Annotated in this window: 26 protein-coding genes and 1 tRNA gene; 19 read left to right on the plus strand and 8 right to left on the minus strand. The window is 44.4% G+C overall.

Translation table 11 applies throughout. The features are described 5' to 3' along the window. Nucleotides 1-104 precede the first annotated feature (104 nt). The gene (gene purU / locus IDJ76_RS05085) at nucleotides 105-929 is read left to right on the plus strand and encodes a formyltetrahydrofolate deformylase (protein ID WP_191161428.1); all 825 of its coding nucleotides are present in this window, start codon (nucleotides 105-107) and stop codon (nucleotides 927-929) included. A gap of 36 nt (nucleotides 930-965) precedes the next feature. Here purU and IDJ76_RS05090 read toward each other — a convergent pair whose 3' ends face one another. From IDJ76_RS05090 to IDJ76_RS05110, 5 genes are all read right to left on the minus strand, one after another. Next, nucleotides 966-2,477, minus strand: a complete 1,512-nt coding sequence (locus IDJ76_RS05090) for a glycoside hydrolase family 32 protein (protein WP_191161430.1) — start codon at nucleotides 2,475-2,477, stop codon at nucleotides 966-968. Between the two features lie 186 nt (nucleotides 2,478-2,663). After that, on the minus strand, nucleotides 2,664-3,083 hold the full coding sequence (locus IDJ76_RS05095; RefSeq protein ID WP_191161442.1) for a hypothetical protein: 420 nt from the start codon (nucleotides 3,081-3,083) through the stop codon (nucleotides 2,664-2,666). A 71-nt stretch (nucleotides 3,084-3,154) separates the two neighbouring features. After that, the gene (locus IDJ76_RS05100) at nucleotides 3,155-3,577 is read right to left on the minus strand and encodes a VOC family protein (RefSeq protein ID WP_191161444.1); all 423 of its coding nucleotides are present in this window, start codon (nucleotides 3,575-3,577) and stop codon (nucleotides 3,155-3,157) included. A gap of 42 nt (nucleotides 3,578-3,619) precedes the next feature. Then, on the minus strand, nucleotides 3,620-4,264 hold the full coding sequence (locus IDJ76_RS05105; RefSeq protein ID WP_191161446.1) for a hypothetical protein: 645 nt from the start codon (nucleotides 4,262-4,264) through the stop codon (nucleotides 3,620-3,622). A 212-nt stretch (nucleotides 4,265-4,476) separates the two neighbouring features. Then, nucleotides 4,477-4,872, minus strand: a complete 396-nt coding sequence (locus IDJ76_RS05110) for a VOC family protein (RefSeq protein ID WP_191161448.1) — start codon at nucleotides 4,870-4,872, stop codon at nucleotides 4,477-4,479. 82 nt (nucleotides 4,873-4,954) lie between these two features. Here IDJ76_RS05110 and IDJ76_RS05115 point away from each other — a divergent pair, with 82 nt between their 5' ends. From IDJ76_RS05115 to IDJ76_RS05145, 7 genes are all read left to right on the plus strand, one after another. After that, nucleotides 4,955-5,413, plus strand: a complete 459-nt coding sequence (locus IDJ76_RS05115) for a redoxin domain-containing protein (RefSeq protein ID WP_191161450.1) — start codon at nucleotides 4,955-4,957, stop codon at nucleotides 5,411-5,413. 104 nt (nucleotides 5,414-5,517) lie between these two features. Beyond that, nucleotides 5,518-5,591 (plus strand) — tRNA-Arg (locus IDJ76_RS05120). A 59-nt stretch (nucleotides 5,592-5,650) separates the two neighbouring features. Next, nucleotides 5,651-6,223 (plus strand): adenylate kinase, encoded by a 573-nt coding sequence (locus IDJ76_RS05125; RefSeq protein WP_191161452.1) that lies wholly within the window; start codon nucleotides 5,651-5,653, stop codon nucleotides 6,221-6,223. A gap of 80 nt (nucleotides 6,224-6,303) precedes the next feature. Beyond that, a complete protein-coding gene (obgE, locus tag IDJ76_RS05130) occupies nucleotides 6,304-7,302 on the plus strand; it encodes a GTPase ObgE (RefSeq protein ID WP_191161454.1) in 999 nt (332 codons plus the stop codon). Between the two features lie 301 nt (nucleotides 7,303-7,603). After that, a complete protein-coding gene (gap, locus tag IDJ76_RS05135; protein WP_191161464.1) occupies nucleotides 7,604-8,602 on the plus strand; it encodes a type I glyceraldehyde-3-phosphate dehydrogenase in 999 nt (332 codons plus the stop codon). Next, nucleotides 8,599-9,033 (plus strand): GNAT family N-acetyltransferase, encoded by a 435-nt coding sequence (locus IDJ76_RS05140; RefSeq protein WP_191161466.1) that lies wholly within the window; start codon nucleotides 8,599-8,601, stop codon nucleotides 9,031-9,033. Before gap ends, IDJ76_RS05140 begins: the two co-directional genes overlap by 4 nt. 107 nt (nucleotides 9,034-9,140) lie before the next feature. Then, nucleotides 9,141-10,331, plus strand: a complete 1,191-nt coding sequence (locus tag IDJ76_RS05145; RefSeq protein ID WP_191161468.1) for a phosphoglycerate kinase — start codon at nucleotides 9,141-9,143, stop codon at nucleotides 10,329-10,331. A 59-nt stretch (nucleotides 10,332-10,390) separates the two neighbouring features. On the opposite strand, the gene IDJ76_RS05150 is transcribed toward IDJ76_RS05145, so the two are convergent. Then, entirely contained in the window at nucleotides 10,391-10,879 is a 489-nt protein-coding gene (locus tag IDJ76_RS05150) for a hypothetical protein (RefSeq protein WP_191161470.1), read from the minus strand. Between the two features lie 291 nt (nucleotides 10,880-11,170). Here IDJ76_RS05150 and IDJ76_RS05155 point away from each other — a divergent pair, with 291 nt between their 5' ends. The 4 genes from IDJ76_RS05155 to IDJ76_RS05170 all read left to right on the plus strand — a co-directional run bounded on the left by IDJ76_RS05155 (nucleotide 11,171) and on the right by IDJ76_RS05170 (nucleotide 15,281). Further along, nucleotides 11,171-11,488: a hypothetical protein gene (locus IDJ76_RS05155; protein WP_191161472.1), complete on the plus strand. Its 318-nt coding sequence runs from the start codon at nucleotides 11,171-11,173 to the stop codon at nucleotides 11,486-11,488. Nucleotides 11,489-11,546: 58 nt separating this feature from the next. Then, entirely contained in the window at nucleotides 11,547-13,415 is a 1,869-nt protein-coding gene (locus IDJ76_RS05160; protein WP_191161474.1) for a CocE/NonD family hydrolase, read from the plus strand. A 1-nt stretch (nucleotide 13,416) separates the two neighbouring features. Continuing rightward, nucleotides 13,417-14,055 (plus strand): hypothetical protein, encoded by a 639-nt coding sequence (locus tag IDJ76_RS05165; protein WP_191161476.1) that lies wholly within the window; start codon nucleotides 13,417-13,419, stop codon nucleotides 14,053-14,055. Between the two features lie 221 nt (nucleotides 14,056-14,276). Continuing rightward, the gene (locus IDJ76_RS05170; protein WP_317173944.1) at nucleotides 14,277-15,281 is read left to right on the plus strand and encodes an NAD(P)H-quinone oxidoreductase; all 1,005 of its coding nucleotides are present in this window, start codon (nucleotides 14,277-14,279) and stop codon (nucleotides 15,279-15,281) included. Between the two features lie 106 nt (nucleotides 15,282-15,387). Here IDJ76_RS05170 and IDJ76_RS05175 read toward each other — a convergent pair whose 3' ends face one another. Together IDJ76_RS05175 and IDJ76_RS05180 are read right to left on the minus strand one after the other, a co-directional pair. Further along, on the minus strand, nucleotides 15,388-16,725 hold the full coding sequence (locus IDJ76_RS05175; protein WP_191161478.1) for a G-D-S-L family lipolytic protein: 1,338 nt from the start codon (nucleotides 16,723-16,725) through the stop codon (nucleotides 15,388-15,390). Between the two features lie 14 nt (nucleotides 16,726-16,739). After that, nucleotides 16,740-17,963, minus strand: a complete 1,224-nt coding sequence (locus tag IDJ76_RS05180) for an OmpP1/FadL family transporter (protein ID WP_191161479.1) — start codon at nucleotides 17,961-17,963, stop codon at nucleotides 16,740-16,742. A 208-nt stretch (nucleotides 17,964-18,171) separates the two neighbouring features. Between IDJ76_RS05180 and atpD the strand changes: the two genes are divergently transcribed. The 7 genes from atpD to ilvC all read left to right on the plus strand — a co-directional run bounded on the left by atpD (nucleotide 18,172) and on the right by ilvC (nucleotide 26,771). Then, nucleotides 18,172-19,677: a F0F1 ATP synthase subunit beta gene (atpD, locus tag IDJ76_RS05185; RefSeq protein WP_191161481.1), complete on the plus strand. Its 1,506-nt coding sequence runs from the start codon at nucleotides 18,172-18,174 to the stop codon at nucleotides 19,675-19,677. An 80-nt stretch (nucleotides 19,678-19,757) separates the two neighbouring features. After that, nucleotides 19,758-20,006, plus strand: a complete 249-nt coding sequence (gene atpC, locus IDJ76_RS05190) for an ATP synthase F1 subunit epsilon (RefSeq protein ID WP_191161483.1) — start codon at nucleotides 19,758-19,760, stop codon at nucleotides 20,004-20,006. A 106-nt stretch (nucleotides 20,007-20,112) separates the two neighbouring features. After that, nucleotides 20,113-21,033: a hypothetical protein gene (locus tag IDJ76_RS05195; RefSeq protein WP_191161485.1), complete on the plus strand. Its 921-nt coding sequence runs from the start codon at nucleotides 20,113-20,115 to the stop codon at nucleotides 21,031-21,033. Nucleotides 21,034-21,391: 358 nt separating this feature from the next. After that, complete coding sequence (ilvD, locus tag IDJ76_RS05200) at nucleotides 21,392-23,101, plus strand: dihydroxy-acid dehydratase (protein ID WP_191161487.1); 1,710 nt, start codon at nucleotides 21,392-21,394, stop codon at nucleotides 23,099-23,101. Between the two features lie 86 nt (nucleotides 23,102-23,187). Next, nucleotides 23,188-24,942 (plus strand): biosynthetic-type acetolactate synthase large subunit, encoded by a 1,755-nt coding sequence (gene ilvB / locus IDJ76_RS05205; RefSeq protein ID WP_224746208.1) that lies wholly within the window; start codon nucleotides 23,188-23,190, stop codon nucleotides 24,940-24,942. Nucleotides 24,943-24,962: 20 nt separating this feature from the next. After that, nucleotides 24,963-25,568, plus strand: coding sequence for an acetolactate synthase small subunit (ilvN, locus tag IDJ76_RS05210; protein ID WP_191161489.1), 606 nt, complete (start codon nucleotides 24,963-24,965; stop codon nucleotides 25,566-25,568). A 144-nt stretch (nucleotides 25,569-25,712) separates the two neighbouring features. Next, nucleotides 25,713-26,771, plus strand: a complete 1,059-nt coding sequence (gene ilvC, locus IDJ76_RS05215) for a ketol-acid reductoisomerase (RefSeq protein ID WP_191161491.1) — start codon at nucleotides 25,713-25,715, stop codon at nucleotides 26,769-26,771. Nucleotides 26,772-26,917 lie beyond the last annotated feature (146 nt).

Here is a 26,917-nt window from a genome sequence, read left to right on the forward strand (position 1 = left end):
CTTTTTACCACCAAAAGTTTTCAACATTTTTTGGGGTGGCTTTTTGCATGATAACTCCCTGTTATTTATAGCTTTGAAGGCCGAACAAGGCATCTAAAACTCAAATGATAATATTTATTCAATGTACCGACCAGGTGGGGTTGGTAGCCGCCATTTCACGGTCGCTGGCGAGGGGCGGTTTCAACATTATCAGTCTGCAAGAACATGTAGATAATACCGAAAACCTGTTTTTTATACGGCTGGAAGTTGACAAGAATACAGATACCGAAAGCCTGGCCACCGACCTGGAAAAAATACTACCGACGGGTGCGCTCATCAAAATAAATCCACGACCGCTAAAGAAAATAGTAGTATTGGTTACCAAGGAGTATCATTGCCTGGCCGATATACTGGTGCGCAATTACTTTAAAACGCTGGGTGCCGAGGTGCAATGCGTTATTGGCAACCATACCACGCTGCAAAATATTTGCGAGCGGTTCGATATTCCTTTCCATTTAATTGAAACTACAGGCGATGCAGCAGCATCAGAGCAAAGCGTTGTAGAGATCATTGACGGATATGATTTTGACTACCTGGTGCTGGCAAAATTCATGCGCATCCTGAGCCCAAATTTTGTGGGCCGCTACCCTATGCGGATCATCAATATCCATCATAGCTTTTTACCCGCATTTGCAGGCGCCAGCCCCTACAGGCAGGCGTATGAGCGCGGCGTTAAACTCATAGGCGCCACTGCGCATTATGTAACTAATGAGTTGGATGAAGGCCCCATCATCGCGCAGCAAATTACCCCTGCCGGGCACTCGTTAACAGTTAAGGATATGGTGAAGGCGGGTAAAGAGGTGGAGACCGCCGTATTGGCCAAAGCTCTTAAACTGGTATTTGAAGACCGCGTATTTGTGTATAAAAACAAAACGGTGGTGCTTGAGTAAGCACCACCGTTTGAAGCATATATTTGTAAATAATTCTTACCAGATAGATTTCAGCGGCGTTATTTCCACATCTTTTAACTCCATACCGTTACTTAAAATACTTAAACGGGTGTAAGGCTTTTTAGGGAAAAACACACCGGTCAAATTGCTTAAGCCACCATCGGCAAAAAATTCTATGGATGATTGATCGACGATCAGTTCCAGGTCTGACGACGGGGTAATGTCTATCCTCGGCGCGTAGGCAACCCCGGTAAAGATCTTACTAAAATCATTCCGGCCGGCATTGGTTCGATTCAGGTAGTAATGGTTGTTCTTTTTATCAAACCCGATGATCAGTTTTTCGCCGCTTTCGTTACCCAACACTATTGAGTAATTAGCGAGCTGGTCTGTTTTGAATTTTAGGCGGTACTGCCCCAGGTTTTGTTTGATGACCGAGAAAATGTTGTTGCCATTGGCCAGATCCTTCGCGTTTAGCTTTATGGTTTTAGCGGTTATGTTCTTCAATTCTTTTACCGGGTTTGATGCCAGGTAAACATCGCTGCCCAACTCTTCCAGTGATAACTCACGCGGGATGGTCATGGCATTGCGCCACTTAACGGTCGGCACCTGGTTAGCGTACAGCCAGTTACCCATCCAGCCCAAAAATACCTTGCGGTTGCCGGTATTGCCCCAGGTTACGCCTGCATAATCATCCGGGCCAAAATCTATCCATTTGGTTTTTGTGCTTACGGGTGTAAACTTACTACCGTCAAACTGCCCCACAAAATATTGCGTAGCCGAGCCACCGTTGGTACCGCCGGGGTTGATACTCACCAGCAGCACCCAGTAATCTTTACCGTTCAGTTTTAAAGGCATCAGATCAGGGCATTCCCAAACACCACCGTGGGCGCCAATCATTTGGCCAAATTCACTTTCTTTTTTCCAGTTTTTAAGGTTGGGCGACGAATAAAAGGCTATCCTATCTTTAACGGCCAGGCTCATCAGCCATTTTTTACCGGGCGCATACCAAAACACTTTCGGGTCGCGAAAATCCTTTATACCGGGGTTTTTAAGCACCGGGTTGCTTTTATATTTTGTCCAGGTTTTACCTTCATCAAGGCTGTAGGCCAGGCTTTCGTTCTGATAATTTACGGTACCGTTCTTTTCGCCCACCGGGTCGTGATGGGTAAAAATAGCCACCATAGCCGGGTGGTCTTTAGTACCCAGGCCTGATGTGTTCTTTTCGTCCACAACTACGCTGCCGCTAAAAATATAGCCTAATTTATCGGGGTACAGGGCAATAGGCAACTGCTTCCAGTGGATCATATCTTTACTCACCGCATGTCCCCAGTGCATCGGCCCCCAAACTGTTGCCTTTGGATAATATTGAAAAAAAAGGTGATAGTTACCTTTGTAGTACACCATCCCGTTAGGGTCGTTAGTCCATTTTTCCTGCGGCGAAAAATGCACCTGCGGACGGTACTGCTCGTGGTATAATTTGGTTTGTGCTTTTACAGCTATGGTGCTTATAGCTATACAGCCAATGAGTAATCCTTGCTTAATATTCATGTAAAGGGGTTTATTAGAGCAATATTACGCTTTAACAAACAAATAGCCAATTAGATTTCACTTACGCAGCCATTCCGTGGATAGTAATCATCGCAGCAACGTGATATATGATTAATAATAATTGGCGTACAAACCATTTCAACACTGCGCAAAAGCGCGTCGCCCTTTTACTGCACAGATAATTTCTTAAAAATCCAGTTTATCGGGTCCCGATATTTTAGCTATGTTACAATTACAGCCGCCCGAGATCTTAATAACTGCACTTTTGGTTTCGCCGGTTACCGAGTTGGTAGCCGTAATGCGAATATCATCGCCCGCGGTTGAGAATTCCCCTTTGTTATCATTTGCCGCCACCAATACAAAACCTGCAACAAAATCAACATTGGGAGGATATAGGGGCAACACCACAGCTTTTTGGGTACGCAGGTTGAGGACTGTTATATTATTGAATTTGGCATTTGGGTTTTTGCTATCGTTCAATACAATGCCTGCATAGGTATAAATGTATTGAGCCGTGCAGGCTGTAGTGCAAGCCTGATTACTGTTTTTAGTGCAGGCAGCAAAGCCGACCAATAAAACAAGGAGGAGGTATAGTTTTTTAAGCATCGTGATACGTTTTCACTATTACGTAATGATGCGGAGTAGTGATACAGTTGCAAATAAACCGGTGCGTAAACTTACAATACCTGGTTAAATTCCAGCCGTTCGCCGTCGGGGCCGGTAATGTTAAAGTATTTGCAGCCGTTTTTCCAAAACTGCAGGAATACAGGTTCGGGCTCTAAGATAGTTAACCCCGCTGCTTTTATAGTTTTAAAGGCTACATCAATATCGGGTACATCAAAGGCGATGTGATCTATATGCCCGTTTTTTCGCGTACGGATCTCCTGCAGTTCTTGCTCGGGTAATTGGTACAGCTCGATGATCATCGAGTCGCGCTGCATCATCACGCAGGTTCCGCGCGCGCCGGCTTCGCCAAAGCCCGCCTGCATTACGTTAGCAAAGCCCAAACGGCTGTAGAACGCCTGCGATGTTTCAATATGGGTAACAGGCACACCTATATGCTGGATGCCCGTAATATTAATATTGATAGGTGATTGCATAGCGTGGTGTAAGTAAACTTTAACGTGGCTAACCTGGGTTTGTTATCCCTCCCAATTCAGATACTTACCGCCACGGCCCTTTCTTTGACCACGGCTTGAGCCGCCGCCGTCTTTACGGCCACCGCCAAAGAAGAAACCCATTTTAACACCCAGGTACCCGGCTTTATTAGGCAAAAAATTGTAATCGCCCGAAACACGGAAGTGCCCAACTTCGAAACCAACTTCGGGAAATACCCCTATCTTAGATTCTAATAAGGTACCGTTAACGATGGTGCTGCCGTTGGCATCTAACACCTGGATAGAAGATTGACTAAACACACCTGCACCTGCACCGATAAACGGCCTGAAACCACCATCCATTAAATAGTATTCGCCGGTTAAAGCGTACGAGGTTAACGATGCAATTTGTGAGGCTGAGAAGGTATTAGATACGGCATCATAAGTACTATAACCAAGTAAAGCGGCATCTACTCTTAAACCGACAGCAAACTGATCGCTCAAGCGGTAATGCGGATGCAAGGTAAACGAAACACCCCCCGATGAGGAACCCGCTCCGCTACCCGAATTGGCCGGTGATGCGTAACCTAAACTAAAATCAACCTTAAAGGCCCTGAAATTTTCTGACTGGCTACGGGCGTTCAGTATAAACGTAGTAAGTACAACAAGGGTAAGTATAAGTCTCTTCATATTGGGTGATAAGGTTTTAACGGTTTGTAAAAATAACATTCCTATTGATAATGAGAAGTTAAATCTTTTAAATATTGAATTATTTGCATGGGTTTAGATAGAGTTACCTATCGGCCGGAGACGAGCCCCCCGGGTGTTTTACTGTGGCAGCAGACTTTAGGCACATTTGCGCGACGTCGTAGACGTCAATAGCGAGAAAGCTCAATGGACAGTTACTGTTCGTTAGCTTCGATTAAATCCCAGAGGTTACCGTATAGATCTTCAAAAACAGCAACTGTACCGTAAGGTTCAACCTGTGGTGTCCGTACAAATTTTACACCGTTTTGCAGGTATAAGTTATAATCACGGTCAAAGTTATCGGTATATAAAAATAAGAACACCCGCCCCCCGGTTTGGTTGCCCACGTGGTTTGATTGTTCCGTACCTACGGCCCGGGCAAGCAGCAAGGAAAAACTGGCAGAGTTCGGCGGGGCTATCCGCACCCAGCGCTTAGTACTATTGATGACAGTATCTTCCACTAATTCAAAGCCCAGCTTTTGGGTATAAAAGGCTATAGCCTCGTCATAATCTTTTACGAGCAGGGATATTTGCCCTATTGTTTGTGTCATGCTATATTCATAGTTAGGTTAGAAAAGGGCCCGCACTAATTTATTATTAATAAAATACTTTCTTTGCATAAAAATATACAACATGTCGTTACAAGCAGGCCAGCAGGCACCACAATTCACACTAAAATCAACAGACCTTAAAGATGTTTCGTTAGCCGATTTTAAGGGGCAAAAGGTAGTACTACACTTTTTCCCTCTGGCGTTTACCGGCGTTTGCACCACACAGCTTTGCACTATGCGCGATAGCTTTGGTTACTACGATGGCCTTAACGCGCAGATCTTAGGCATCTCTGTCGATTCGCCGTTCACGCTGGCTAAGTTTAAGGAAGAAAACGCTTACCAGTTCCCTTTACTGTCAGATTTTAACAAAGAGGTTTCATCTGCCTACGGTGCTTTATATGCCGACTTTATGGGAATGCACGGCGTATCTCAGCGTGCGGCATTTGTTATAGATGAGGAGCAGAACATTATATATGCCGAAGTATTGGAGAACGCCGGCGACCTGCCAGATTTTGATGCGATAGCAGAAAAAGTAAAGTAATTTCAGAAAAGTTTGCAGCGAATAGAAAAGTATTCTATTTTTGCAGTCCGCTAAAAAAGGGGAATATGCTGGTTTCGGCATATGAAACTTATCAATCGGGAAATGCATTTGTAGCTCAATTGGATAGAGCATCTCACTACGGATGAGAAGGTTTGGGGTTCGAATCCCTACAAGTGCACAACTACTTAAAGCCTTTCTGTAAATAACGGAGAGGCTTTTAACTTTAATCACAAAGGGATGCTTAACTTGGTACTGTTTGGTCCCCCCGGAGCAGGGAAGGGTACCCAATCACAAAATCTTATCGAAAAGTACGGATTAATTCATCTTTCAACGGGTGACTTGTTGCGTACCGAGATTGCTAACGGCACCCAATTGGGTATAGAGGCAAAAAAGTTGATGGACGATGGTAAACTGGTACCCGATGCAGTTGTTATTGGCATGATAAGCAATAAGCTGGACGCTAATAAAGATGCTAAGGGCTTCATTTTTGATGGTTTCCCGCGCACAGTGGCCCAGGCCGAAGCCTTGGATGAGTTATTGGCCTCCAAACAATCAGAGATCTCGGGCATGATCGCTTTAGAGGTTACCGATAGTGAATTAGAGCAACGCTTATTGCTACGCGGTAAAAGCTCTGGAAGGCCGGATGATGCCAACCCCGAAGTGATTCGCAAACGCATAAAAGAATACAATGATAAAACCGCGCCTGTTGCCGGTTTTTATCAAAACCATAACAAATATACCAGCATCAACGGAATTGGGTCGATAGACGAGATCTTCGGATCTATCAATTCTGTAGTAGCGGGTTACTAAGAATTTCGGATGTCGAACTTTCAATTTCGGATTTAGCTGAAATTCGACATCCGAAATTCGACATCCGAAATTTTTCAATTATGTCTCAAGGCTCAAATTTTGTTGATTATGTAAAGATCTGTTGCCGCTCCGGCCACGGAGGCGCGGGTTCTTCGCATTTGCACAGAGATATATTAACTTCAAAAGGCGGCCCTGATGGCGGCGACGGTGGCCGCGGCGGGCACGTTATTGTAAAAGGTAACGCCCAGTTATGGACACTGCTTCACCTTAAATTCCGTAAACACGTCATAGCCGGCGACGGCGACTCGGGCGGCAGTTCGTTACGCAGCGGTAAAACCGGTCGTGACGAGATCTTGGAAGTGCCACTGGGTACCATCTGCAAAAATTCAGAAACGGGCGAAGTTTTATTTGAGATCAATACCGACGGTGAGACCAAAATTTTAACTAATGGCGGCCGTGGCGGTTTAGGTAACTGGCACTTTAAAACCGCTACCAAACAAACCCCTCGCTTTGCCCAACCCGGCGAAGACGGACAGGAAGATTGGAATATCCTTGAGCTAAAGATCCTTGCAGATGTAGGTTTGGTAGGTTTCCCCAATGCGGGTAAATCAACTTTGCTATCGGTAGTATCGGCAGCCAAGCCGGAGATTGCCGATTATGCCTTTACCACCCTCGTACCTAATCTGGGCATCGTTGGCTACCGCGATAATAAATCATTCGTGATGGCCGATATACCGGGTATTATCGAAGGTGCATCTCAGGGTAAAGGTTTAGGGATCCGTTTCCTGCGCCATATCGAACGTAACTCGGTATTGTTATTTATGGTCCCTGCCGATACAGCCCGCACCATCAAAGAGGAATACGACATCCTGTTAAGGGAACTGAACGAATATAACCCCGAGCTGATGCACAAACCACGTGTGCTGGCCATTACCAAATCTGACATGCTGGACGAGGAATTACAGGCCGAAATGCAAAAGGAAGTGCCTGCAGAGATTCCATACGTATTCATTTCATCTGTAGCGCAAAAAAATATCACAGAGCTGAAGGACCTGCTCTGGAAAGAGATCAACCGGTAGTTTCTACCAATTTGGGGAGAAAGAATATTGCAGATACACTTAAAGAAGTGTAAACCCACCTTATTTATAAGTATTTGATAGAAAGCGATTTAAAGGACTTTTTTGCGAAAAGTGTAAACTTTTGTAAACCCATTTGCAATATTTTAACAATTTGTCACCCCGTAGCTTATTTAAGGGCGGGTGAGGGCAGATGGTTCGACAGGCTCACCATGACAGTTCGCTGCCTAGACCTTTTCGTTTACACCATGCCAACATTCCCCACCTAAATTTTCTGTAATTTCACACCCTTAATTTTAATATAATGAGGATCGCTATAAACGGTTTTGGCCGTATCGGCCGTATTTTTTTAAGGACTATTCTTACCAAATCCAATATACAGGTAGTTGCTATTAATGACCTGGCAGACACCGCCACCATGGCCCACCTGTTTAAATATGATTCGGTACACCGCGGCTTTAAAGGAACGGTTGGGCATACCGGTACTGCACTGATCATTAACGGAAACGAGATAAATACTTACCAGGAAAAAGACCCGGCCAATCTGCCCTGGGCCGAGCTGGAAATTGACCTGGTCATAGAATCTACCGGTAAGTTCATCACCCGCGAAGGCGCAACTAAACACTTAACCGCCGGTGCCAAGCAAGTAATTATATCCGCCCCTCCGGGCGATAAGGATATCCCGACAGTTGTACTGGCCGTAAATGACGGCGAGGTTGACCTATCCTCCCCAATTATCTCTAACGCATCATGTACCACTAATAACGTAGCGGCTATGGTAAAGATCCTGGACCAAAACTGGGGTATTACCGATGGCTACATTACCACCGTACACTCCATGACCGGCGACCAAAACCTGCACGACGCGCCGCATAAAGACTTGCGCAGGGCACGCGCGGCGTCGGCATCTATCATCCCTACAACCACCGGAGCTGCAAAAGCTATAACCGCCATATTCCCTCATTTAGAAGGTCATTTGGGCGGCGCGGGCATACGTGTGCCGGTATTAAATGGATCATTGACCGACTTTACCTGCAGCCTCAAAAAAATGCCGACGGTGCTGGAGATTAATGCAGCCTTTAAAGCCGCGGCCGATGGCCCGATGAAAAATGTATTGGAATACACCGAAGACCCAATAGTATCTACCGATATATTAGACAACCCGCACAGCTGCATTTTTGATGGGCAACTTACTTCTATAGTTGGTGGGCTGGTTAAGGTGGTAGGCTGGTACGATAACGAGATGGGTTACAGCAGCCGCCTGGCCGATTTGGTAGAGAAGATTAGCCTTTTAAGATCATGATCAAATTTATAACTGCCGACGATGTGCTGCCTATCCGTAACGAGGTTTTACGAGAGGGCAGATTAACACACGATGAATGCCGTTTCCCAAACGACGACAACCCGCAGTCCTTTCACCTCGGGTATTTTGCGAATGGCGAACTGGCTTGTATCGCCTCCTTCCATCCGCAAACCCATGGCGACTTTAAAGGCAAGGCCTACCAGTTACGCGGTATGGCCACTACCGAACAATTCCGCGGCAAAGGTTACGGTAATTTGCTGGTGAATTTTGCTATTACCTACATGCGCGGGCAAAAGGTAAATTACATTTGGTGCAACGCCCGCAAAAAGGCCGCAGCTTTTTATCTGAGCCTGGGTTTCGAGATCATTTCACCCGAATTTGAGGTACCCGGCATTGGCTCGCACTACGTAATGTATGTTAAGATCCAATGAAATTATGATGAAATTTCGGCTATAAACAAACACCTTTATGATTTTAACGTTGCCTATTAGAATAAATTTGTTGAATTTGGCCCCGTTCATAAACCATACAATCCTATATGAAAACAATAGATCAGATCAGTTTTAACGGTAAAAGAGCGCTGGTACGCGTGGATTTCAACGTTCCATTAGACGACGACTTTAACATTACCGACGATAACCGTATGACCGCGGCATTGCCAACCATCAAAAAAATATTAAAAGATGGTGGTGCCGTTATCTTAATGTCGCACCTGGGCCGCCCAAAAGATGGACCTACAGATAAATATTCTTTAAAGCACGTAGTTAAACACCTGTCAGATCTTTTAGGTCAGCAGGTTGAATTTGCCGACGATTGCATTGGCGAGCAAGCTCTTGAAAAATCAAAAGCCTTAGGCAAAGGCGAAGTTTTATTATTAGAGAACCTGCGCTTTTACAAAGAAGAAGAAAAAGGCGATAAAGATTTTGCAGAGAAGCTATCTAAATTGGGCGATATATATGTGAATGATGCCTTTGGTACAGCTCACCGCGCACACGCCTCAACAGCCGTTATCGCACAGTTTTTCCCGGAGGCTAAATTCTTTGGTTACCTGATGGCAGCCGAATTAAACAATGCTGAAAAGATCTTGAACGGTGCAGCAAAACCATTCACCGCTATTATGGGTGGCTCGAAGGTATCCGATAAGATCGAACTGATCGAGAAGCTTTTGGATAAGGTAGATAACCTGATCATTGGTGGTGGTATGGCCTACACATTTGCCAAGGCAGATGGTGGTAATATCGGTATATCATTAGTAGAAGCTGATAAACTGGAACTGGCACTAAGCCTGGTTAAAAAAGCAAAGGAAAAAGGTGTTAACCTGTTGTTACCCGTTGATAACGTTATTGCCGATAAATTCGCACCTAATGCGAATACTGATATTGCCAAAACTGGCGAGATCCCTGACAACTGGATGGGATTGGATATTGGCCCGGAAACGGTAAAGATCTTTAGCAAGGTAGTTGAAGAATCAAAAACCATACTTTGGAACGGCCCGATGGGTGTGTTCGAAATGGAGAAATTCCTGGTAGGTACCAAAGCCATTGCCGAAGCCGTAGCTAAAGCGACCGATAACGGCGCGTTCTCGCTGATCGGTGGTGGCGACTCTGCTGCTGCAGTAGCCAAGTTTGACATGGTTGACGATGTTAGCTACGTATCAACCGGCGGCGGCGCTTTGTTAGAGTATATGGAAGGTAAAGAGTTACCTGGCGTTAAAGCTATCAACGAGTAATCTCATACAAACATATAGTAAGGCCTGCTTGATTAAAGCTGGCCTTACTTGTTTAACGGCTATTGTATTTTAACCGATGTAACCACATCATTTGCATTTGGCGATAGTGTGGTAAAATTAGCGGTATTGGCAGTGCATACCCAAGAGGTGTCGGTAAAGTTATCATTAGTATACATCGTAACCGTCCATCCCGACGGTACCGTTACCGATGATGCCCAATTATCCACAAACCCATACGCCTGAAGTTGTGCCAATGTGTAATTCCCTTTAGGGATACTGGCGGTAGCGGTGCCCGTATAATTAATGTCTTGGTAAAAGCTCACGCCTGTGGTTGTCGCACCGGTGTTGTAAACGGTTGGGCTGCCGTATAACGCATTAGACACACTGCTAAGGTAAGTATGCACATCAGTATTCGGAAGGTTATAGTATAGGTAGATGCCGTAAGCATTATTGACCGTTTGCGTAGCCAATGAGCCCGCGGTTGATGCACTGGTACTTTGGATATCGATAGCGGCAGGGCCCAAATTGCTTTTAGGCAGGCCGGACACATTAGGTACAGAATAAGTACCGTAATTAGCATTCCAGCTGTAATCAACTTTTGAGCCTACAGTTACCCCATTAAGCTACAATGTACTTTCATATGTTGAAAGTAAGTAGTATAGCCAATTTTTGTTATTTTTAGTAATAAATCAGAGGCGTAGAAATGTAAAATAAATGCCTCAATTGTTCGGATCGATTGCTCTTAGGAATTAAAGCTACTTGTGCTAACACACTTTTTCATTTAAAAAATACAGATGAATATGAAAAACCGATTTGTCTTTTTAATCACAATTTGCTACATGATCGGATCATGTGCCCCTGATTTTTCCTGTGAAGCTTGGTCAAATGATTTTAAAACGCACGATGAGTTTGATATCATCTTAAAAGATATATATCACAATGGACGAAATGTGCACCTGTCTGGTATCAATCCAAAAACGCATGGCAATGTCGAATACTATAATGGAGGAGGATGGATTTCTCACAATATTAAACAATTTGAGATAGGAGATACAATAAGAAAGGATATTGGGAAGTACACAATCTTTGTAAACAGAAAAGGATATAAAAAGAAAATTTTGTTTCAATGTGAGGGCATTGTGTATCAGGATCGTTAACTTCCGTTAGTCGATGTTTGCAATTTTTAGCTATTTTTAAAGCATCAATCTCCAATTCATGAAAAGATCTCTCCTTATCGCGTTATGCTTCATCTTCTCGACAATCGCAGCACAAGCACAACAACCCGGTGGTGCCGATGCCGCTTACGTAAAAGACAACTACACCAAGTTTGAGTATAACATACCCATGCGCGACGGCAAAAAGCTGTTTACCTCGGTGTACGTACCTAAAGACCAGTCAAAGAAATACCCGTTTATGATGGACCGTACCTGCTACAGTGTAGCACCGTATGGTGTAGATAAATACAAGGGCAGCTTGGGCCCCTCGCCTCAGTTTTTGCATGACGGTTACATATTTGTTTACCAGGATGTGCGCGGCCGCTACATGAGCGAGGGCATCTATGAGGAAATGACCCCCGAACTGGAAAACCACAAAACCAATAAGGATGTAGATGAAGGGACAGATACTTATGATACTATTGACTGGCTGCTGAAGAACGTAGCCAATAACAATGGCAAGGTAGGCGTTTGGGGTATCTCCTATCCGGGTTTCTACACCACTACCGCATTATTGAGCCGCCACCCGGCGTTAGTTGCAGCATCGCCGCAGGCACCCATTGCCGATCTGTACCGCGATGATGCCTTCCATGACGGCGCGTTTATGCTGGTAGCCAACTTCGGCTTCTATCCCAGCTTTACCAACCGCCAGGACGATAAGCCTACGCAACGCCGTGGTAAAGGCTTTAACATGGGTACCGAGGATGGCTACAAATTCTTTTTGGATATGGGCAGCATGCGCAACTCTAATGTAAAATACTACAAAGATACCATCCGCCTGTGGAATGAAATGATGGATCACCCCAATTACGACCAACATTGGAAAGACCGTAATGTGTTGACCCACCTGCATGATATTAAAACCGCAACCCTGGTTACCGGTGGCTGGTATGATGCCGAGGACTTATATGGTGCTATCAATACTTATAAAGTGTTAGCCAAAAACAACCCGACGACACCTGTGTACTTCGCTATGGGCCCATGGGTGCATGGCGGCTGGGCACGTGGTGCCGGCGACCACCTGGGTGATGTGAGCTTTGGCGGCCCGACCGGTCCGTTTTACAGGGAGAAGATAGAGTTTGCCTTTTTTAGTCATTATTTAAAGGGCACTCCGTTGGATATGCCGAAAGTATCAACCTTTGAGACGGGCGAAAACCAGTGGAAAACTTACAAAACCTGGCCGCCGAAAGAGGCCGAAGAAAAGAACCTTTACTTTTTGCCGGGCGGTAAACTATCGTTCACCGCGCCTGCAACAGGCAAGGACGACTACAAAGAATTTGTATCTGACCCGATGAACCCGGTACCTTTCTGGGATGGCATCACCAACGATATGCAGCGCGAATACATGACCGCCGACCAGCGCTTTGCCGAGAAACGCCCCGATGTGTTAACTTATCAAACCGAAGTATTGGATAACGACGTGACATTAGCCGGTAACATTTGGGCCAACCTAAAGGTAAGCACTACAGGTACCGATGCCGATTGGATTGTAAAAGTATTGGACGTTTACCCCGATACGGCCAGCGCCAATAAATTCACAGGCAAAGAGGTTAAGATGGCGGGCTATGAACAAATGGTACGCAGCGAAGCTATGCGCGGCAAATATCGCAACGGCTTTGACAAACCCGAGCCATTTGTGCCCGGCAAGGTAACCCCTGTAAACTTCGAACTGCAGGATGTGCTGCACACCTTTAAAAAGGGCCACCGCGTTATGGTACAGATCCAAAGCACCTGGTTCCCGCTGATAGACAGGAATACCCAGCAGTTTCAAGATATCATGAAAGCCAAAGATACCGACTTTAAAAAAGCCACCCACCGGGTGTACAGTTCCAAATTGCACCCGAGCTTTTTAAAGGTTAGGGTAATGTAAGATGAATATTGCATCTATCAAATTTTTAGTTTTAACGCTTACCTGTATAATTGGATTTTCAGGTAAAAGTCTCAGCGTGTCAAAAAAAATACTTGGTGATCAATCAACAGAGAAATCGTCGAAAATAATAGTTGATGACAAAGGTTTAGTGGTACTTAGTGATACTTATAATTACAGTGCGTTGAAGATTTACAATCTTGATCATAGTACTTGGAAATCATTCAAAATCAATGATGAGTTCAATGATAAACAAATTCAACCATATGCCCTCAAAGCGGATAATGGGACTTTAGTTTTTAGATGTGTTGGTGAAACGGCGGCATACTATGCGGTGATTGTGCATGAATCAAAGCATATTATAAAGTATATAAAGAAAACTGATATAGTATTTAAACAGGAAAGTTGGCGAAAACACCTACTGAATGTTTTCGCAGTAGATTTTGACCAGAAAAAGAATCCTTTAAAGGTTTCGGCTAATGGAACAACAAGTGTTAAATATGAGAAAGATGCATTTTACTCACCTTTGAAAGTGACCGGCGATTGGATTCAATTAAAGTCGCAAGATTCCGGTAGAATAGGATGGATCAAATGGAAAGATCAGACAGGACAATTGTTGATTGACCTTTATTATGAAGCGTAATTTTCTTTTGCAATACTCTCTTGATTGAAGTCGAATTTCTAAAGGTATGTCTCTGCCATAAAAACTTTGCCAGTAGTCAATTATTTAAAACACTGATTATCAAGCGTTAATTTTTGTTCACGATTGTTCACGAGTGTTCATGAACATCAATAGATCTATATTAGAGCCTGTCCCGCTTTCAAATTCTCTACCGTCAAATCAATATTTCAAACATATTGGGCGTGAAAGCTATTCCTGCTATTATGAAAGCCATTATCATTACCCAGCCCGGCGCGCCGGAAGTTTTACAGCCTGCCGAGCGGCCCACCCCACCCTATGCTGATACGGAGGTATTGATCCAGGTAATGGCCGCGGGTGTTAACCGGCCTGATGTAGCACAGCGCAAGGGCAATTATCCGCCGCCAACTGGAGCACCGGCTGACATCCCCGGGTTAGAAATAGCAGGAATTGTAAAAGAAGTAGGCAAGCAAGTTACCCGCTGGAAGGTTGGTGATAAAGTATGCGCCCTGGTCATCGGCGGCGGCTATGCCGAATACTGCAACGTGCCTCAAGGCCAGTGCCTGCCTATACCCGATAACCTATCCTTTGCACAGGCGGCCTCACTGCCCGAAACCTTGTTTACCGTTTGGAGTAATGTGTTCGACCGTGGCCACCTGAAACCCGGCGAAAGCTTATTGGTTCATGGTGGCAGCAGCGGTATTGGCGTGGCAGCGATTCAAATGGCTGCAGCCCTGGGCAGCACAGTTTACGTTACCGCAGGGTCTGACGAGAAATGTGAGTTTTGCGAACAATTAGGTGCGGCGAAAGCCATCAACTATAAAACTGCAAATTTTAGTGAAGAGGTATTGAAGCTCACCGATAATAAAGGAGTCGACATAATATTGGATATGATAGGCGGCGACTATACCGCGCCAAACCTACAATGCCTGGCAAATGATGGCCGGCTGGTGTTAATCAATACCATGAAGGGAAAAGACGTTCAAATAGACCTGTCGGTAGTGATGCGCAAACGGATCAATATTACCGGCTCCATGTTGCGGTCGCGCGATGTGGCCTTTAAAAGTGCTATCGCCAAAAACCTTGAGGAACACATCTGGCCTTTACTGGCATCGGGCGAAATAAAACCTGTTATCTATAAAGTATTCCCGGCAAATGAAACTGCCAAAGCGCATGCCCTTATTGAAAGCAGCGACCACATGGGGAAGATCGTGCTGAGTTTTGAGTAGTGAGTGGTGAGCGGTGAGCGGTGAGGAACTTCTTGACAACAAAAAAGTTCCGGGTTTTAAATATTGCTACTTAAAACCCGGAACTCATTACTTAAAACTTAATTAACTATTTCGCCGGGAATTTAACGGCGTTGTAATCTGCAACATTAACCGACGGGATTGATGACCCGTAGGTTTTGTTGATAGATCTGATAAACTCATTGGCTACAATAGCATAACCGCGAGGGGTTAAATGCACGCCATCTAAAGAGAACAAACCACCGCTGATGTAGTTAGAACTCACACCAACGCCATCAACCACCAATCCATTTTGCTTAACCCCATTCAGGAACGTGTAAGCATCAAATACCGCCAACCCTTTGGCTGCCGCAATCGATTTGATGGTATTGTTATAATTCACCACGTAATCCTTGGTTAAAGTGATCTCGTTTGCATCCAGCACATACTGATTTTCGATTGGCGTTAAAGGCGTTAAGCCATAAGGCAATGTACCTGCCGGCGTAGTAATCGGTGTACCCATTTTGCTTGTAGGGAATGTCAGCACGATCAGATCGGCAGCGGTGGCAACACGCGCTGCATAGGTTGCAGTACCATCGGCAGCAGTTGTGCGTGCGTTGATATATAAGTTGGCTACAGCCGGGTTAGCCGCCTTTACAGCCGCCAACACCGCGCCGACCGTTACGGTATTAAAGTATGGGATTGCGGTAACATCCGGAATTGTTGCCACAGCACCTTTTTGGCCGCTGGCGGTTAACTTGCCGATAGATAAATTATACAAAGCTGCAAACGTACCTTTGTCTGTCAATACATCCCCTGCACCACCGCTGGTGGCATAACCCAAAGCATCGTTATTACCCAACCAATCGGTAAAAAAAGTAAACGGCTTGGCTGTTACAAAATCCAGGTAAGTTGTGCTATTGGTACCGGCGTTTCCCGGCAGCATCCGTTCAAAAAAACCGTTCAGGTTACCGTAGGGCGCAAAGGTGATCTGTTGTAGTTTAATACCCGGTACACCGTAATTGTTAATGTCGCCTGTGTATTTGGTATATAGCGTAACGTTACCAAAACCCGGTATGGTAACCTGCCCGCGGACAGCGGTGTTGGCTGTTACAGTAGTTGTAATGGGCGATCCGGTAGCCGTAAAGCCGGTCAGCTGTAAATAGCCAGATCCGTTTGCCTGGTCGGCATTAAATAAAGGCTGGGTGAAAGTACCGCCGCCTACAGCTGCCATTTGTTTGGCAATAATGCTGGGGTAAGAATTTTGCTGCCCTTCCAGGTATAAACCACCATCGGCATAGCCTGCGGTTAGCGAATTACCTACAGCAATATAACGGCTAAAATCGGCATTACTTGTTGCCTTGTTAGCGGTCTTAATTTCGGGTTTACAGCCTGCAAATACAAACAGCGCTGCTGATATATATAAATATTGTTTTAACGTTTTCATGTGTTTAATATGGTTTACCAGTGATAAGCAATTCCAATTCCCGGGATGTAGACATTCGTTTTGAATGTGCCCGACAGGTTCGATTCTACGTTGGTTTGGAACCTCGAGCCCAAGTGCTCGTACTCGAAGGACAGGTCGATATCCAGCCTACTGCCAAACTTGTAACCTAAACCACCTGTTACATAGTAACGATTGGCATCGGGTGCCTCCGGTGTTACATAACCATCAGGCACAGCCGTGCTGGTATAACCACCACCCGCCCTAAGCGCGAATTTATCGGTTACCTTATATTGTGCACCACCCCTTACGCTGAAAGCGTTTTTGTAATTACGGGGCGAATAAGTATCCTGTAATGAAGGTGCATTGGTTGCATAATCAAAAGCAAGGGCCTTGTATGAATCCCACCCTACCACGTTAGCATCTAATGCCAGCGTTAATTTTGACGACGGGTAGAAACCAAACCCAATCGAAGCCTGGGCCGGTAACGGAATGCCCGCGCTAAAAGTGTTTGGCTGCGGGAAGCTGGCGGCCAATGATCCCGGCACGCTAAATATCGCATCGCCACCTTTAATATTGGTGTTCACTTGCGAGCGGTAGGTGATACCAACCGTCATCCCAACCTCTGTTTTCACATAGATACCCGCGTTCCAGCCGTAACCATGTCCGTTGCCGGTTAACTGTGCCTTGCCAACTTCGCCGGTAGCACTTATCAATGGGATACCACGTTGCAAATCAACACTTGCACGGTTGTAAATAAACCCGCCGCCAATGCTCAGGTAGTCGGCCAGTTTTACGCTGATGGTAGGCTGAATAAATATCGCTTTTAAATCAAGGCTTTCCAGCACGTATTTACCCTGCCAGGTGTTGCCCCAGTCGGTTAAGCCACCAAACGGCGTATAAACACCTATGCCTAATTTCCAGGCAGCTGCTTTTGGCCCCCAAACGGCATAAGCGTTAAATGGTGTAGCTACCTTATCTTTATTGTAGTTGACCACATTACTGCCTGCCGCGTTAAAAGCCGACTTAAAAAACAAGGGGCTGATACCACCTTGGATGTAATTCTCGGGCAGCATGGCAACCGCACCCGGGTTAAACGATACCGAAGCGCCATCTTGTGCTAAACCGATGCCGGTATGGCCCATACCTATTTGTTTTTGGCCATTAAGGTTAACCTGGAAACCTTGCGCGTAAATAACGGCAGGCGATAACCACATAAAGAGTAGTAAAAGTTTTTTCATTAAGATAATTTAATTGGTTTAAAGAAAACTCTGTTTATAATTGGGCTTCAAACATACAAAAAACAGGAATAAAAAATGATTGAAAATTCCTTTATATAACTATTTAATTATTTGGCAATAAACCTTAACTTTGCGCCTCTGAAATGGTACCGTTCTGTATTACAAGGTATCTGTTTCATAATAAATTCTTTAAAACACCAGGTTATATATGCCAAACATTGGAAAAATATCAAGGATCATTGGTCCGGTAGTTGACGTTAGTTTTGCTGATGATGCACATCTTCCTAAAATTTATGATGCGCTTGAGATCACAAAAGATAATGGACAAAAAATTATTTTAGAAGTTCAGCAGCACTTGGGTGAAGACCGTGTACGAGCAATCGCGATGGATTCAACCGATGGTTTGTTACGCGGAATGGCGGTTTTAGATACCGAAGGGTCTATTAAAATGCCAGTTGGTGAAGCTATTAAAGGCCGTGTATTCAACGTAGTTGGCGATGGTATCGATGGTATTCCCAACCTTGATAAATCAAACGGCAATTCAATTCACGCACTTCCTCCGCGCTTTGAAGATCTATCTACCGAGTCAGAAGTGCTTTTTACGGGCATCAAGGTTATTGACCTTTTAGAGCCTTATGTAAAAGGTGGTAAAATTGGCTTATTTGGCGGTGCAGGTGTCGGCAAAACAGTATTAATACAAGAACTGATCAATAATATTGCCAAGGCTTATGACGGGTTATCCGTATTCGCCGGTGTTGGTGAGCGTACCCGTGAAGGTAACGACTTATTGCGCGAGATGTTGGAATCGGGCATTATAAAATACGGCGATGCATTTATGCACTCCATGGAAGAAGGCGGATGGGATCTATCTAAGATCGACCCTGAAGCTTTAAAAGAATCAAAAGCAACATTCGTTTTCGGACAGATGAACGAGCCTCCCGGTGCACGTGCACGTGTTGCCCTTTCTGGCTTAACCCTTGCGGAATACTTCCGTGATGGTGACGGAGAAGGTAAAGGCCGCGATATCTTGTTCTTTATAGATAACATCTTCCGCTTTACACAAGCAGGTTCTGAAGTATCGGCACTGTTGGGTCGTATGCCTTCAGCAGTAGGTTACCAGCCAACCCTGGCAACTGAGATGGGCGGCATGCAGGAACGTATCACGTCAACAAAACGTGGTTCAATTACATCTGTACAAGCTGTTTACGTGCCCGCAGATGATTTAACTGACCCTGCACCGGCAACAACCTTTGCCCACTTGGATGCAACCACTTCATTATCACGTAAAATTGCCGAATTAGGTATTTATCCTGCGGTAGATCCACTGGATTCGACCTCAAGAATTATGAGCGCAGCTATCTTAGGCGATGAGCATTATAATACCGCTCAACGTGTTAAAGAAACCTTACAGCGTTACAAAGAATTACAGGATATCATCGCCATCTTAGGTATGGATGAGTTATCTGAAGAAGATAAATTAGTGGTAAGCCGCGCACGCCGTGTTCAGCGTTTCCTTTCTCAGCCGTTCTTCGTTGCCGAGCAGTTCACCGGTTTAAAAGGTGTATTGGTTGACATTAAGGACACCATCAAAGGTTTCAACATGATCATGGATGGCGAGGTTGATGAATATCCCGAAGCAGCATTTAACCTGGTAGGCAGCATTGAAGATGCTATTGAAAAAGGTAAAAAATTGTTGACAGAAGCTAATAACTAATAAGACACGAGACAGCAAGAAATAAGAGGCAGGATTTTATCTTAAATCTTGTTTCCTGACTTCTTAAATCTCTAACGACTATGACATTAGAAATCCTTACTCCTGATAAAAAAGTTTTTGAAGGCGAGGCTACCTCGGTAACCCTGCCCGGTGCATTGGGTTCTTTCGAGATCCTGAACAATCACGCCCCTATCATCTCTACCTTAAACGACGGTAAGCTTACTATTAAAGGTACCGGCAAGGATGAGGTTTTCATGATCCAGGGCGGCGTTGTAGAAGCTTTAAATAATAAGGTTACTGTTTTAGCAGAAGGTATTATTCATAAATAGAACTTTTATACTGATAAGTGAAAAGTCCGGTCAGTATTGGCCGGACTTTTTTTTGTTCTTTGAAATTTTAATCGTCATCTTTATTGACTTTGCTTTATGTCACGATATGGATAAGTTTGAGTTTAGCGACTTATATAAATTTTTAGTTTCCGCTGGAATCATATTAATTGGTATAGCTACATTAATGCCGTGGTTTTATTTAAAGGAGCCGTTCGATTTATTGATTGAAAAAAATAAGATCTTACTTTTAACACCTGAAGCCCAATTTGTAGTTGCAAACAGGCAAGCCTTCATTGGCCGTTTATCTTCAATAATTCCTTGGACTTCCGCCATTTTGTTTTTTGCCGGAGTACTAAGTATTATTTTTGGTCTTAAAAAATGGTTCAACAAACAAGCAGAAATTGACAAACGAGACACCTTAACAACCGAAAAACTTGAAAAAGAAGTTAAAAGCATGAGTCCAGCAGACGTTGTTAATAAAAATGAAAGCGAATTTAATGAAGCGACCAATATTAATTCAGATATCGAAAACACAACAACAACAACAACCTCTACGCCAACAAAAAATGAATTCATATCAAACTACACACATATAGAACAATTTTTCAGTTCTAGACTGACCTCAGTCTATCAAAATAGATTTAAAATCTTAACTAACATAAGACTAAACAATAGATCTTTTCTAGCTGAATACGATTTGGTATTAAATTCTGGTACCCTCAGTAGAAAGGATTATATTTTCGAATTTAAATACTACCCAAATGGTGTGACGAAAAAAACTATTCAAGAAGTGATAATTAAAATGGATTGGAGAGCTAAAGTCTATTCTGATAAAATTAAAAATAATATTATGTCAATTTTGCTAATAGCACTTCCTACAAATAAGTACAATGACGAACGGTGTACCGAATTAAAAAAACTACCAAAAGAAATTTCGTCAATTACAACCAATATTAAAATTGAATTTATTAATTCAGACAAACTAGACAACTTAGATGATTCATATTTTGAACTTCTATTAGATTAACTGACGAATGGCTTTATATTAAAGTCCGGTCAGTATTGGCCGGACTTTTTTTATGCACATTTTTCTTTCACCCCCCCCATTTCACGCCGAATTTTGACAACTTGCTATGCATGCATAAAAAACATACTAAATACCGTTTTAAACTTTGGTATAGGATGATAAAAATTAAATTCTAATATTTACATTTAATACAGATTTAAATTCCGATTAATTAAAATTAATAAAACAATATTCTTATTTTAAAAAATATTTTTAGCCCTTGCTATTCCTTAGGGCTATATCTACCTTACATAAACGCAATACAACTAAATTGGTAATTGTAATTTTTAGCATTACGGCAAAACGTAAAATATAGAAAATGAGTTCATCAGCAGATACTACTACAGCTATAGAATTAAATAAATATAGCAAAACCTTCACCCAAGATCCTACCCAGCCGGCCGCACAAGCTATGCTATATGGGATCGGTCTAACCGACGACGATATGCGTAAAGCGCAGGTTGGTGTGGCCAGTATGGGTTATGATGGTAACACCTGCAACATGCACCTGAATGATCTTGCCAAGTTGGTTAAACAAGGCATCTGGGATGAAGACCTGGTGGGGCTGATATTTCATACTATTGGCGTAAGCGACGGTATGAGCAACGGTACCGAAGGGATGCGCTACTCCTTAGTGAGCCGCGATATCATCGCCGATTCTATTGAAGCGGTTACCGGAGCACAGTACTACGACGGCTTAATTACCCTGCCGGGCTGTGATAAAAACATGCCGGGCTCTATCATGGCAATGGGCCGTTTAAACCGTCCGTCTATCATGGTATATGGCGGCACCATTAAACCCGGTCACTGGAAAGGCGAAGATCTTAACATTGTTTCGGCCTTTGAAGCCTTGGGTAAAAAGATAGCCGGACAGATCACGCCCGAGGATTTTTTGGGCGTAATTAAAAATGCCTGCCCAAGCGCGGGTGCCTGTGGTGGTATTTACACGGCAAATACCATGGCAGCGGCTATCGAGGCATTGGGGATGAGCTTGCCTTACTCATCATCAAACCCTGCACTAAGCGACGAGAAGAAAGCAGAATGCCTTGCCGCCGGTAAGGCCATCAAGACATTATTAGAGAAAGACATTAAACCAAGCGATATCATGACCCGCGCCGCATTTGAAAATGCGATAGTGATCATCATGGTATTGGGCGGCAGCACCAACGCAGTATTGCACATGATAGCAATGGCTAAAAGCGTGGGCGTTAAAGTAACGCAGGATGATTTCCAGACCGTCAGCAACCGCATCCCTGTACTGGCTGATATGAAACCAAGCGGCAAATATATGATGGAAGACCTGCATAACGTAGGCGGTGTACCCGCAGTAATGAAGTACTGTTTAGCACAGGGTTGGCTGGATGGTAGCTGCCTTACCGTTACCGGCAAAACCATTGCCGAGAACCTGGCAGACGTGCCTGAAATAAATTTCGATACCCAAAAGATCATCCTTCCAGTTGAGCATGCCATAAAAGCTACCGGTCACTTACAAATCTTATACGGCAACATTGCCACAGGTGGTAGCGTAGCTAAAATAAGCGGTAAGGAAGGCACCCATTTTGAAGGACCTGCAAGGGTATTTGATGGCGAATTTGAGCTGATAGCAGGCATCCAGAGCGGCCGGGTTCAAAAAGGCGACGTGGTGGTTATCCGCAATGTAGGCCCTAAAGGTGCGCCGGGCATGCCGGAGATGCTGAAACCCACCTCGGCTATATTTGGCGCAGGTTTGGGTAGTTCGGTAGCATTAATAACTGATGGCCGTTTTAGCGGCGGCACACATGGTTTTGTGGTAGGCCACATCACTCCTGAAGCTTTTGAAGGCGGCGCAATTGGTTTAATTAAAGATGAGGATAAGATCATCATCGATGCCACCACTAATCAGATCAACGTAATGATAAGCGATGAGGAAATGGCGGCACGCAAAGCCGCATGGCAACAGCCTGCATTAAAGGTGACAAAGGGCTTGTTATACCGGTATGCCAAAACAGTTACCAACGCTGCCGAAGGTTGTGTAACGGATGAATTTTAGTCGGATTAAAAATAAGAAGAGAAAATAGGTGAAATTATAGAAATCTGTGAGATCATTAATCATAAAATAAGTGCAATAGGTGTAATATGGAAACACAAACAATCACACAAGAGATAGGTGCCATCACAACAGATGCCGTGAAAACACCAACCATTGAAGTTTCAGGATCGGTTGCTTTGTTAGAAGCATTGATTGTGGAAGGTGTGGAAACTATTTTTGGTTACCCTGGTGGTGCCATTATGCCTATTTATGACGCCCTTTACGACTATAAAGAAAAACTGAACCATATCCTGGTACGCCACGAACAGGGCGGCATCCACGCCGGGCAGGGTTATGCCCGCACATCGGGCAAGGTGGGTGTGGTATTTGCAACCAGCGGCCCCGGCGCTACTAATTTAGTTACCGGCTTAGCCGATGCGCAAATTGACAGTACACCGTTGGTATGTATCACCGGGCAGGTATTCGCCCATCTTTTAGGTACCGACGCCTTTCAGGAAACAGACGTAATCAACATTACCACCCCTGTTACCAAATGGAACTACCAAGTGACGGATGCAACCGAAATTCCCGAAGTTATTGCCAAGGCATTTTACATTGCTAAAAGCGGCAGGCCGGGCCCGGTATTGATAGACATCACCAAGAACGCCCAGATCCAGAAATTCGACTACGACGGTTACATCAAATGCAACCATATCCGTAGTTACAGGCCAAAACCTATCGTAAGGCAGCAATATATCCAACAGGCTGCGGAACTGATCAATCAAGCAAAAAAACCATTTATTATATGGGGGCAGGGTGTAATATTAGGCAGTGCCGAGCAAGAGTTTAAAACCTTTGTTGAAAAGAGCGGCATCCCGGCAGCATGGACCATCCTGGGTGCAGGCGCTATCCCTACAGATCATCCGCAAAATGTGGGTATGCTGGGTATGCACGGTAACTACGGGCCTAATGTTTTAACCAACGAATGTGATGTACTGATCGCTATTGGGATGCGTTTTGACGATCGTGTAACCGGCCGCTTAGATAAATACGCTAAACAGGCAAAAGTGATCCATTTGGATATCGACCCGGCCGAGATAGATAAAAATGTTAAATCGGCCGTACCTGTTTGGGGAGATTGTAAAGAAACCCTGCCCCTGCTCACCGCAGCTGTTGAAGCCAAACAGCACGATGAGTGGTTAGCTTTATTTAATGACTATACCCGCAAAGAAATTGAAGCCGTTATACACGATGAACTGAACCCAACCAGTGGCGAGATGACCATGGGCGAGGTGATCAAACAATTAAACGACATTACTAAAGGCGAAGCCGTTATTGTAACCGACGTAGGCCAGCACCAGATGGTGGCCTGCCGTTACGCCAAACTAAATAAAACCCGTAGCAACGTTACCAGCGGCGGTTTGGGTACAATGGGTTTTGCCCTTCCGGCAGCCATCGGCGCCAAATTTGGTGCGCAGGACCGTACCGTAGTTGCCATTATCGGCGATGGCGGTTTCCAGATGACCTTACAGGAACTGGGTACCATTATGCAAAGCAAGGTGGATGTAAAGATCATCATCCTGAACAACCGGTTCCTGGGCATGGTGCGCCAGTGGCAGGAGCTGTTTAATGAGCGCCGTTACTCGTTCGTAGATATTCAGAGCCCTGATTTTGTAATGGTTGCCAAAGGTTATGGCATTGCAGGTAAAATGATAGACCAACGAGCAGACCTAACTACCTCCCTACACGAAATGATAGACCATAAAGGCTCGTTCCTGTTAGAAGTAATGGTAACCAAAGAGAACAACGTATTCCCGATGGTACCGCAAGGCTGCAGTGTAAGCGAGATCAGGTTAAAATAAAGTCCCTAAAAGATAACAACATGGAAACCCAGGATAACGAAAAGCAGGAATATAACATAACGGTTTATACAGAAAACCAAATCGGTTTATTAAACCGTATCGCCATCATATTTACGCGTCGTAAAATCAATATCGACAGTCTTAATACTTCTCCCTCAGAGATAGAGAGCATCCACCGTTTTAATATCGTGATCACCGAGTCTGAAGAAGTGGTGCGTAAACTAACCCGCCAAATAGAAAAACAGGTGGAGGTACTAAAAGTATACTATCATACCAACGCTGATGTAATATGGCAGGAACTGGCGCTGTACAAAGTATCTACAGATGTAATTGCCGAGCAGGTGAGTGTTGAGCGCTTACTGCGCGAGAATGGCGCCCGTGCGGTAGTTATCCGCAAAGATTATACCGTATTTGAAACCACCGGCCATCGCGAAGAAACAGATGCGTTGATCAAGATCCTGCAGCCATATGGCCTGATAGAATTTGTTCGCAGCGCACGCGTGGCCATCATCAAAAACAGCGAAGGCTTTAACTCTAAGCTGCGCGAATTTGAAAGGTTAGAGCCTGGCGAGGATGTTGTGGAAAACGAGTACCTCAATAAAGGGCAAAAAGTATTTACGATGTAAGATCAGAATTTACAGGATTATAAAATTAACAATATTCTGAAAATTCTGATTCTGACAAAACAGAACTATTTTAAATCACAATAAAAGATCAATCGGTGAAATCATCTCAATCGATGAAATCCCCAAAATCAAAAAACAAAAACAATGGCAAAACTAAATTTCGGCGGTAGTGAAGAAAATGTAGTAACCCGCGAAGAGTTCCCTTTATCAAAAGCACAAGACGTTTTAAAAGACGAGGTTGTTGCTGTAATTGGCTATGGTGTTCAAGGACCCGGTCAGGCTCTTAATCAGAAAGACAATGGCATTAACGTAATTGTTGGCCAGCGTAAAGGCACCAAAACTTGGGATAAAGCTATAAGCGATGGCTTTGTGCCCGGCGAAACCCTTTTTGAAATTGAAGAAGCCCTTGAAAAAGGAACTGTTATTTGCTATTTATTAAGCGATGCAGCACAGATAGCTTTATGGCCAACCGTTAAAAAACATTTAACCCCGGGTAAGGCATTATATTTCTCACACGGTTTTGGGATCACTTTCAACGAGCAAACAGGCATTATCCCTCCTGCTGATGTGGATGTATTTTTGGTTGCACCTAAAGGCTCGGGTACATCATTACGCCGTATGTTCTTACAGGGCCGCGGCTTAAACTCAAGTTACGCGATATTTCAGGATGCTACCGGCAAAGCCTTCGAGCGCGTTATTGCATTAGGTATCGCTGTAGGTAGCGGTTACCTGTTCGAAACAGATTTCCGTAAAGAAGTATACAGCGACTTAACCGGTGAGCGTGGTACGCTAATGGGTTGTATTCAGGGCATTTTCGCAGCACAGTACGATGTATTGCGCGCCAATGGGCACTCTCCATCTGAGTCGTTTAACGAAACAGTTGAAGAATTAACCCAATCATTGATGCCGTTAGTTGCAGAAAACGGTATGGATTGGATGTACGCCAACTGCTCAACCACGGCACAACGCGGTGCGTTGGACTGGTGGAAGAAATTCCGTGATGCTACCAAACCGGTATTTGAAGATCTGTACAAAAGCGTTGCTACCGGTGTTGAATCACAAAAATCTATCGACAGTAACAGCAAGCCTGATTACCGCGAAAAACTGGATGCCGAATTAGCAGAACTACGGGAAAGCGAATTATGGCAGGCCGGCAAAACTGTACGCAGTTTACGCCCCGAGAACCAGGCTGTAGAAGCATAATAAAAGGCGAAAGCCGACAGGTAAAAGGCGAAAGCCAAACACCTCGCGTCATTGCGAGGTACGAAGCAATCTCAAAACTATGCATCACTGCTTTGCAAATTGGGAGATTGCTTCGTACGTCGCAATGACGCTAATTAAAATAGAAA

Origin of the sequence: Mucilaginibacter glaciei (genome assembly GCF_014773245.1) — a bacterium.
Taxonomy (GTDB): domain Bacteria; phylum Bacteroidota; class Bacteroidia; order Sphingobacteriales; family Sphingobacteriaceae; genus Mucilaginibacter; species Mucilaginibacter glaciei.

What these genes read in the sequence shown, in the direction of transcription:
- purU (WP_191161428.1), top strand. Translation starts at nt 105, where the DNA reads ATGATAATATTTATTCAATGTACCGACCAGGTGGGGTTGGTAGCCGCC.
- IDJ76_RS05090 (WP_191161430.1), bottom strand. Translation starts at nt 2,477, where the DNA reads ATGAATATTAAGCAAGGATTACTCATTGGCTGTATAGCTATAAGCACC.
- IDJ76_RS05095 (WP_191161442.1), bottom strand. Translation starts at nt 3,083, where the DNA reads ATGCTTAAAAAACTATACCTCCTCCTTGTTTTATTGGTCGGCTTTGCT.
- IDJ76_RS05100 (WP_191161444.1), bottom strand. Translation starts at nt 3,577, where the DNA reads ATGCAATCACCTATCAATATTAATATTACGGGCATCCAGCATATAGGT.
- IDJ76_RS05105 (WP_191161446.1), bottom strand. Translation starts at nt 4,264, where the DNA reads ATGAAGAGACTTATACTTACCCTTGTTGTACTTACTACGTTTATACTG.
- IDJ76_RS05110 (WP_191161448.1), bottom strand. Translation starts at nt 4,872, where the DNA reads ATGACACAAACAATAGGGCAAATATCCCTGCTCGTAAAAGATTATGAC.
- IDJ76_RS05115 (WP_191161450.1), top strand. Translation starts at nt 4,955, where the DNA reads ATGTCGTTACAAGCAGGCCAGCAGGCACCACAATTCACACTAAAATCA.
- IDJ76_RS05125 (WP_191161452.1), top strand. Translation starts at nt 5,651, where the DNA reads ATGCTTAACTTGGTACTGTTTGGTCCCCCCGGAGCAGGGAAGGGTACC.
- obgE (WP_191161454.1), top strand. Translation starts at nt 6,304, where the DNA reads ATGTCTCAAGGCTCAAATTTTGTTGATTATGTAAAGATCTGTTGCCGC.
- gap (WP_191161464.1), top strand. Translation starts at nt 7,604, where the DNA reads ATGAGGATCGCTATAAACGGTTTTGGCCGTATCGGCCGTATTTTTTTA.
- IDJ76_RS05140 (WP_191161466.1), top strand. Translation starts at nt 8,599, where the DNA reads ATGATCAAATTTATAACTGCCGACGATGTGCTGCCTATCCGTAACGAG.
- IDJ76_RS05145 (WP_191161468.1), top strand. Translation starts at nt 9,141, where the DNA reads ATGAAAACAATAGATCAGATCAGTTTTAACGGTAAAAGAGCGCTGGTA.
- IDJ76_RS05155 (WP_191161472.1), top strand. Translation starts at nt 11,171, where the DNA reads ATGATCGGATCATGTGCCCCTGATTTTTCCTGTGAAGCTTGGTCAAAT.
- IDJ76_RS05160 (WP_191161474.1), top strand. Translation starts at nt 11,547, where the DNA reads ATGAAAAGATCTCTCCTTATCGCGTTATGCTTCATCTTCTCGACAATC.
- IDJ76_RS05165 (WP_191161476.1), top strand. Translation starts at nt 13,417, where the DNA reads ATGAATATTGCATCTATCAAATTTTTAGTTTTAACGCTTACCTGTATA.
- IDJ76_RS05175 (WP_191161478.1), bottom strand. Translation starts at nt 16,725, where the DNA reads ATGAAAACGTTAAAACAATATTTATATATATCAGCAGCGCTGTTTGTA.
- IDJ76_RS05180 (WP_191161479.1), bottom strand. Translation starts at nt 17,963, where the DNA reads ATGAAAAAACTTTTACTACTCTTTATGTGGTTATCGCCTGCCGTTATT.
- atpD (WP_191161481.1), top strand. Translation starts at nt 18,172, where the DNA reads ATGCCAAACATTGGAAAAATATCAAGGATCATTGGTCCGGTAGTTGAC.
- atpC (WP_191161483.1), top strand. Translation starts at nt 19,758, where the DNA reads ATGACATTAGAAATCCTTACTCCTGATAAAAAAGTTTTTGAAGGCGAG.
- IDJ76_RS05195 (WP_191161485.1), top strand. Translation starts at nt 20,113, where the DNA reads ATGGATAAGTTTGAGTTTAGCGACTTATATAAATTTTTAGTTTCCGCT.
- ilvD (WP_191161487.1), top strand. Translation starts at nt 21,392, where the DNA reads ATGAGTTCATCAGCAGATACTACTACAGCTATAGAATTAAATAAATAT.
- ilvB (WP_224746208.1), top strand. Translation starts at nt 23,188, where the DNA reads ATGGAAACACAAACAATCACACAAGAGATAGGTGCCATCACAACAGAT.
- ilvN (WP_191161489.1), top strand. Translation starts at nt 24,963, where the DNA reads ATGGAAACCCAGGATAACGAAAAGCAGGAATATAACATAACGGTTTAT.
- ilvC (WP_191161491.1), top strand. Translation starts at nt 25,713, where the DNA reads ATGGCAAAACTAAATTTCGGCGGTAGTGAAGAAAATGTAGTAACCCGC.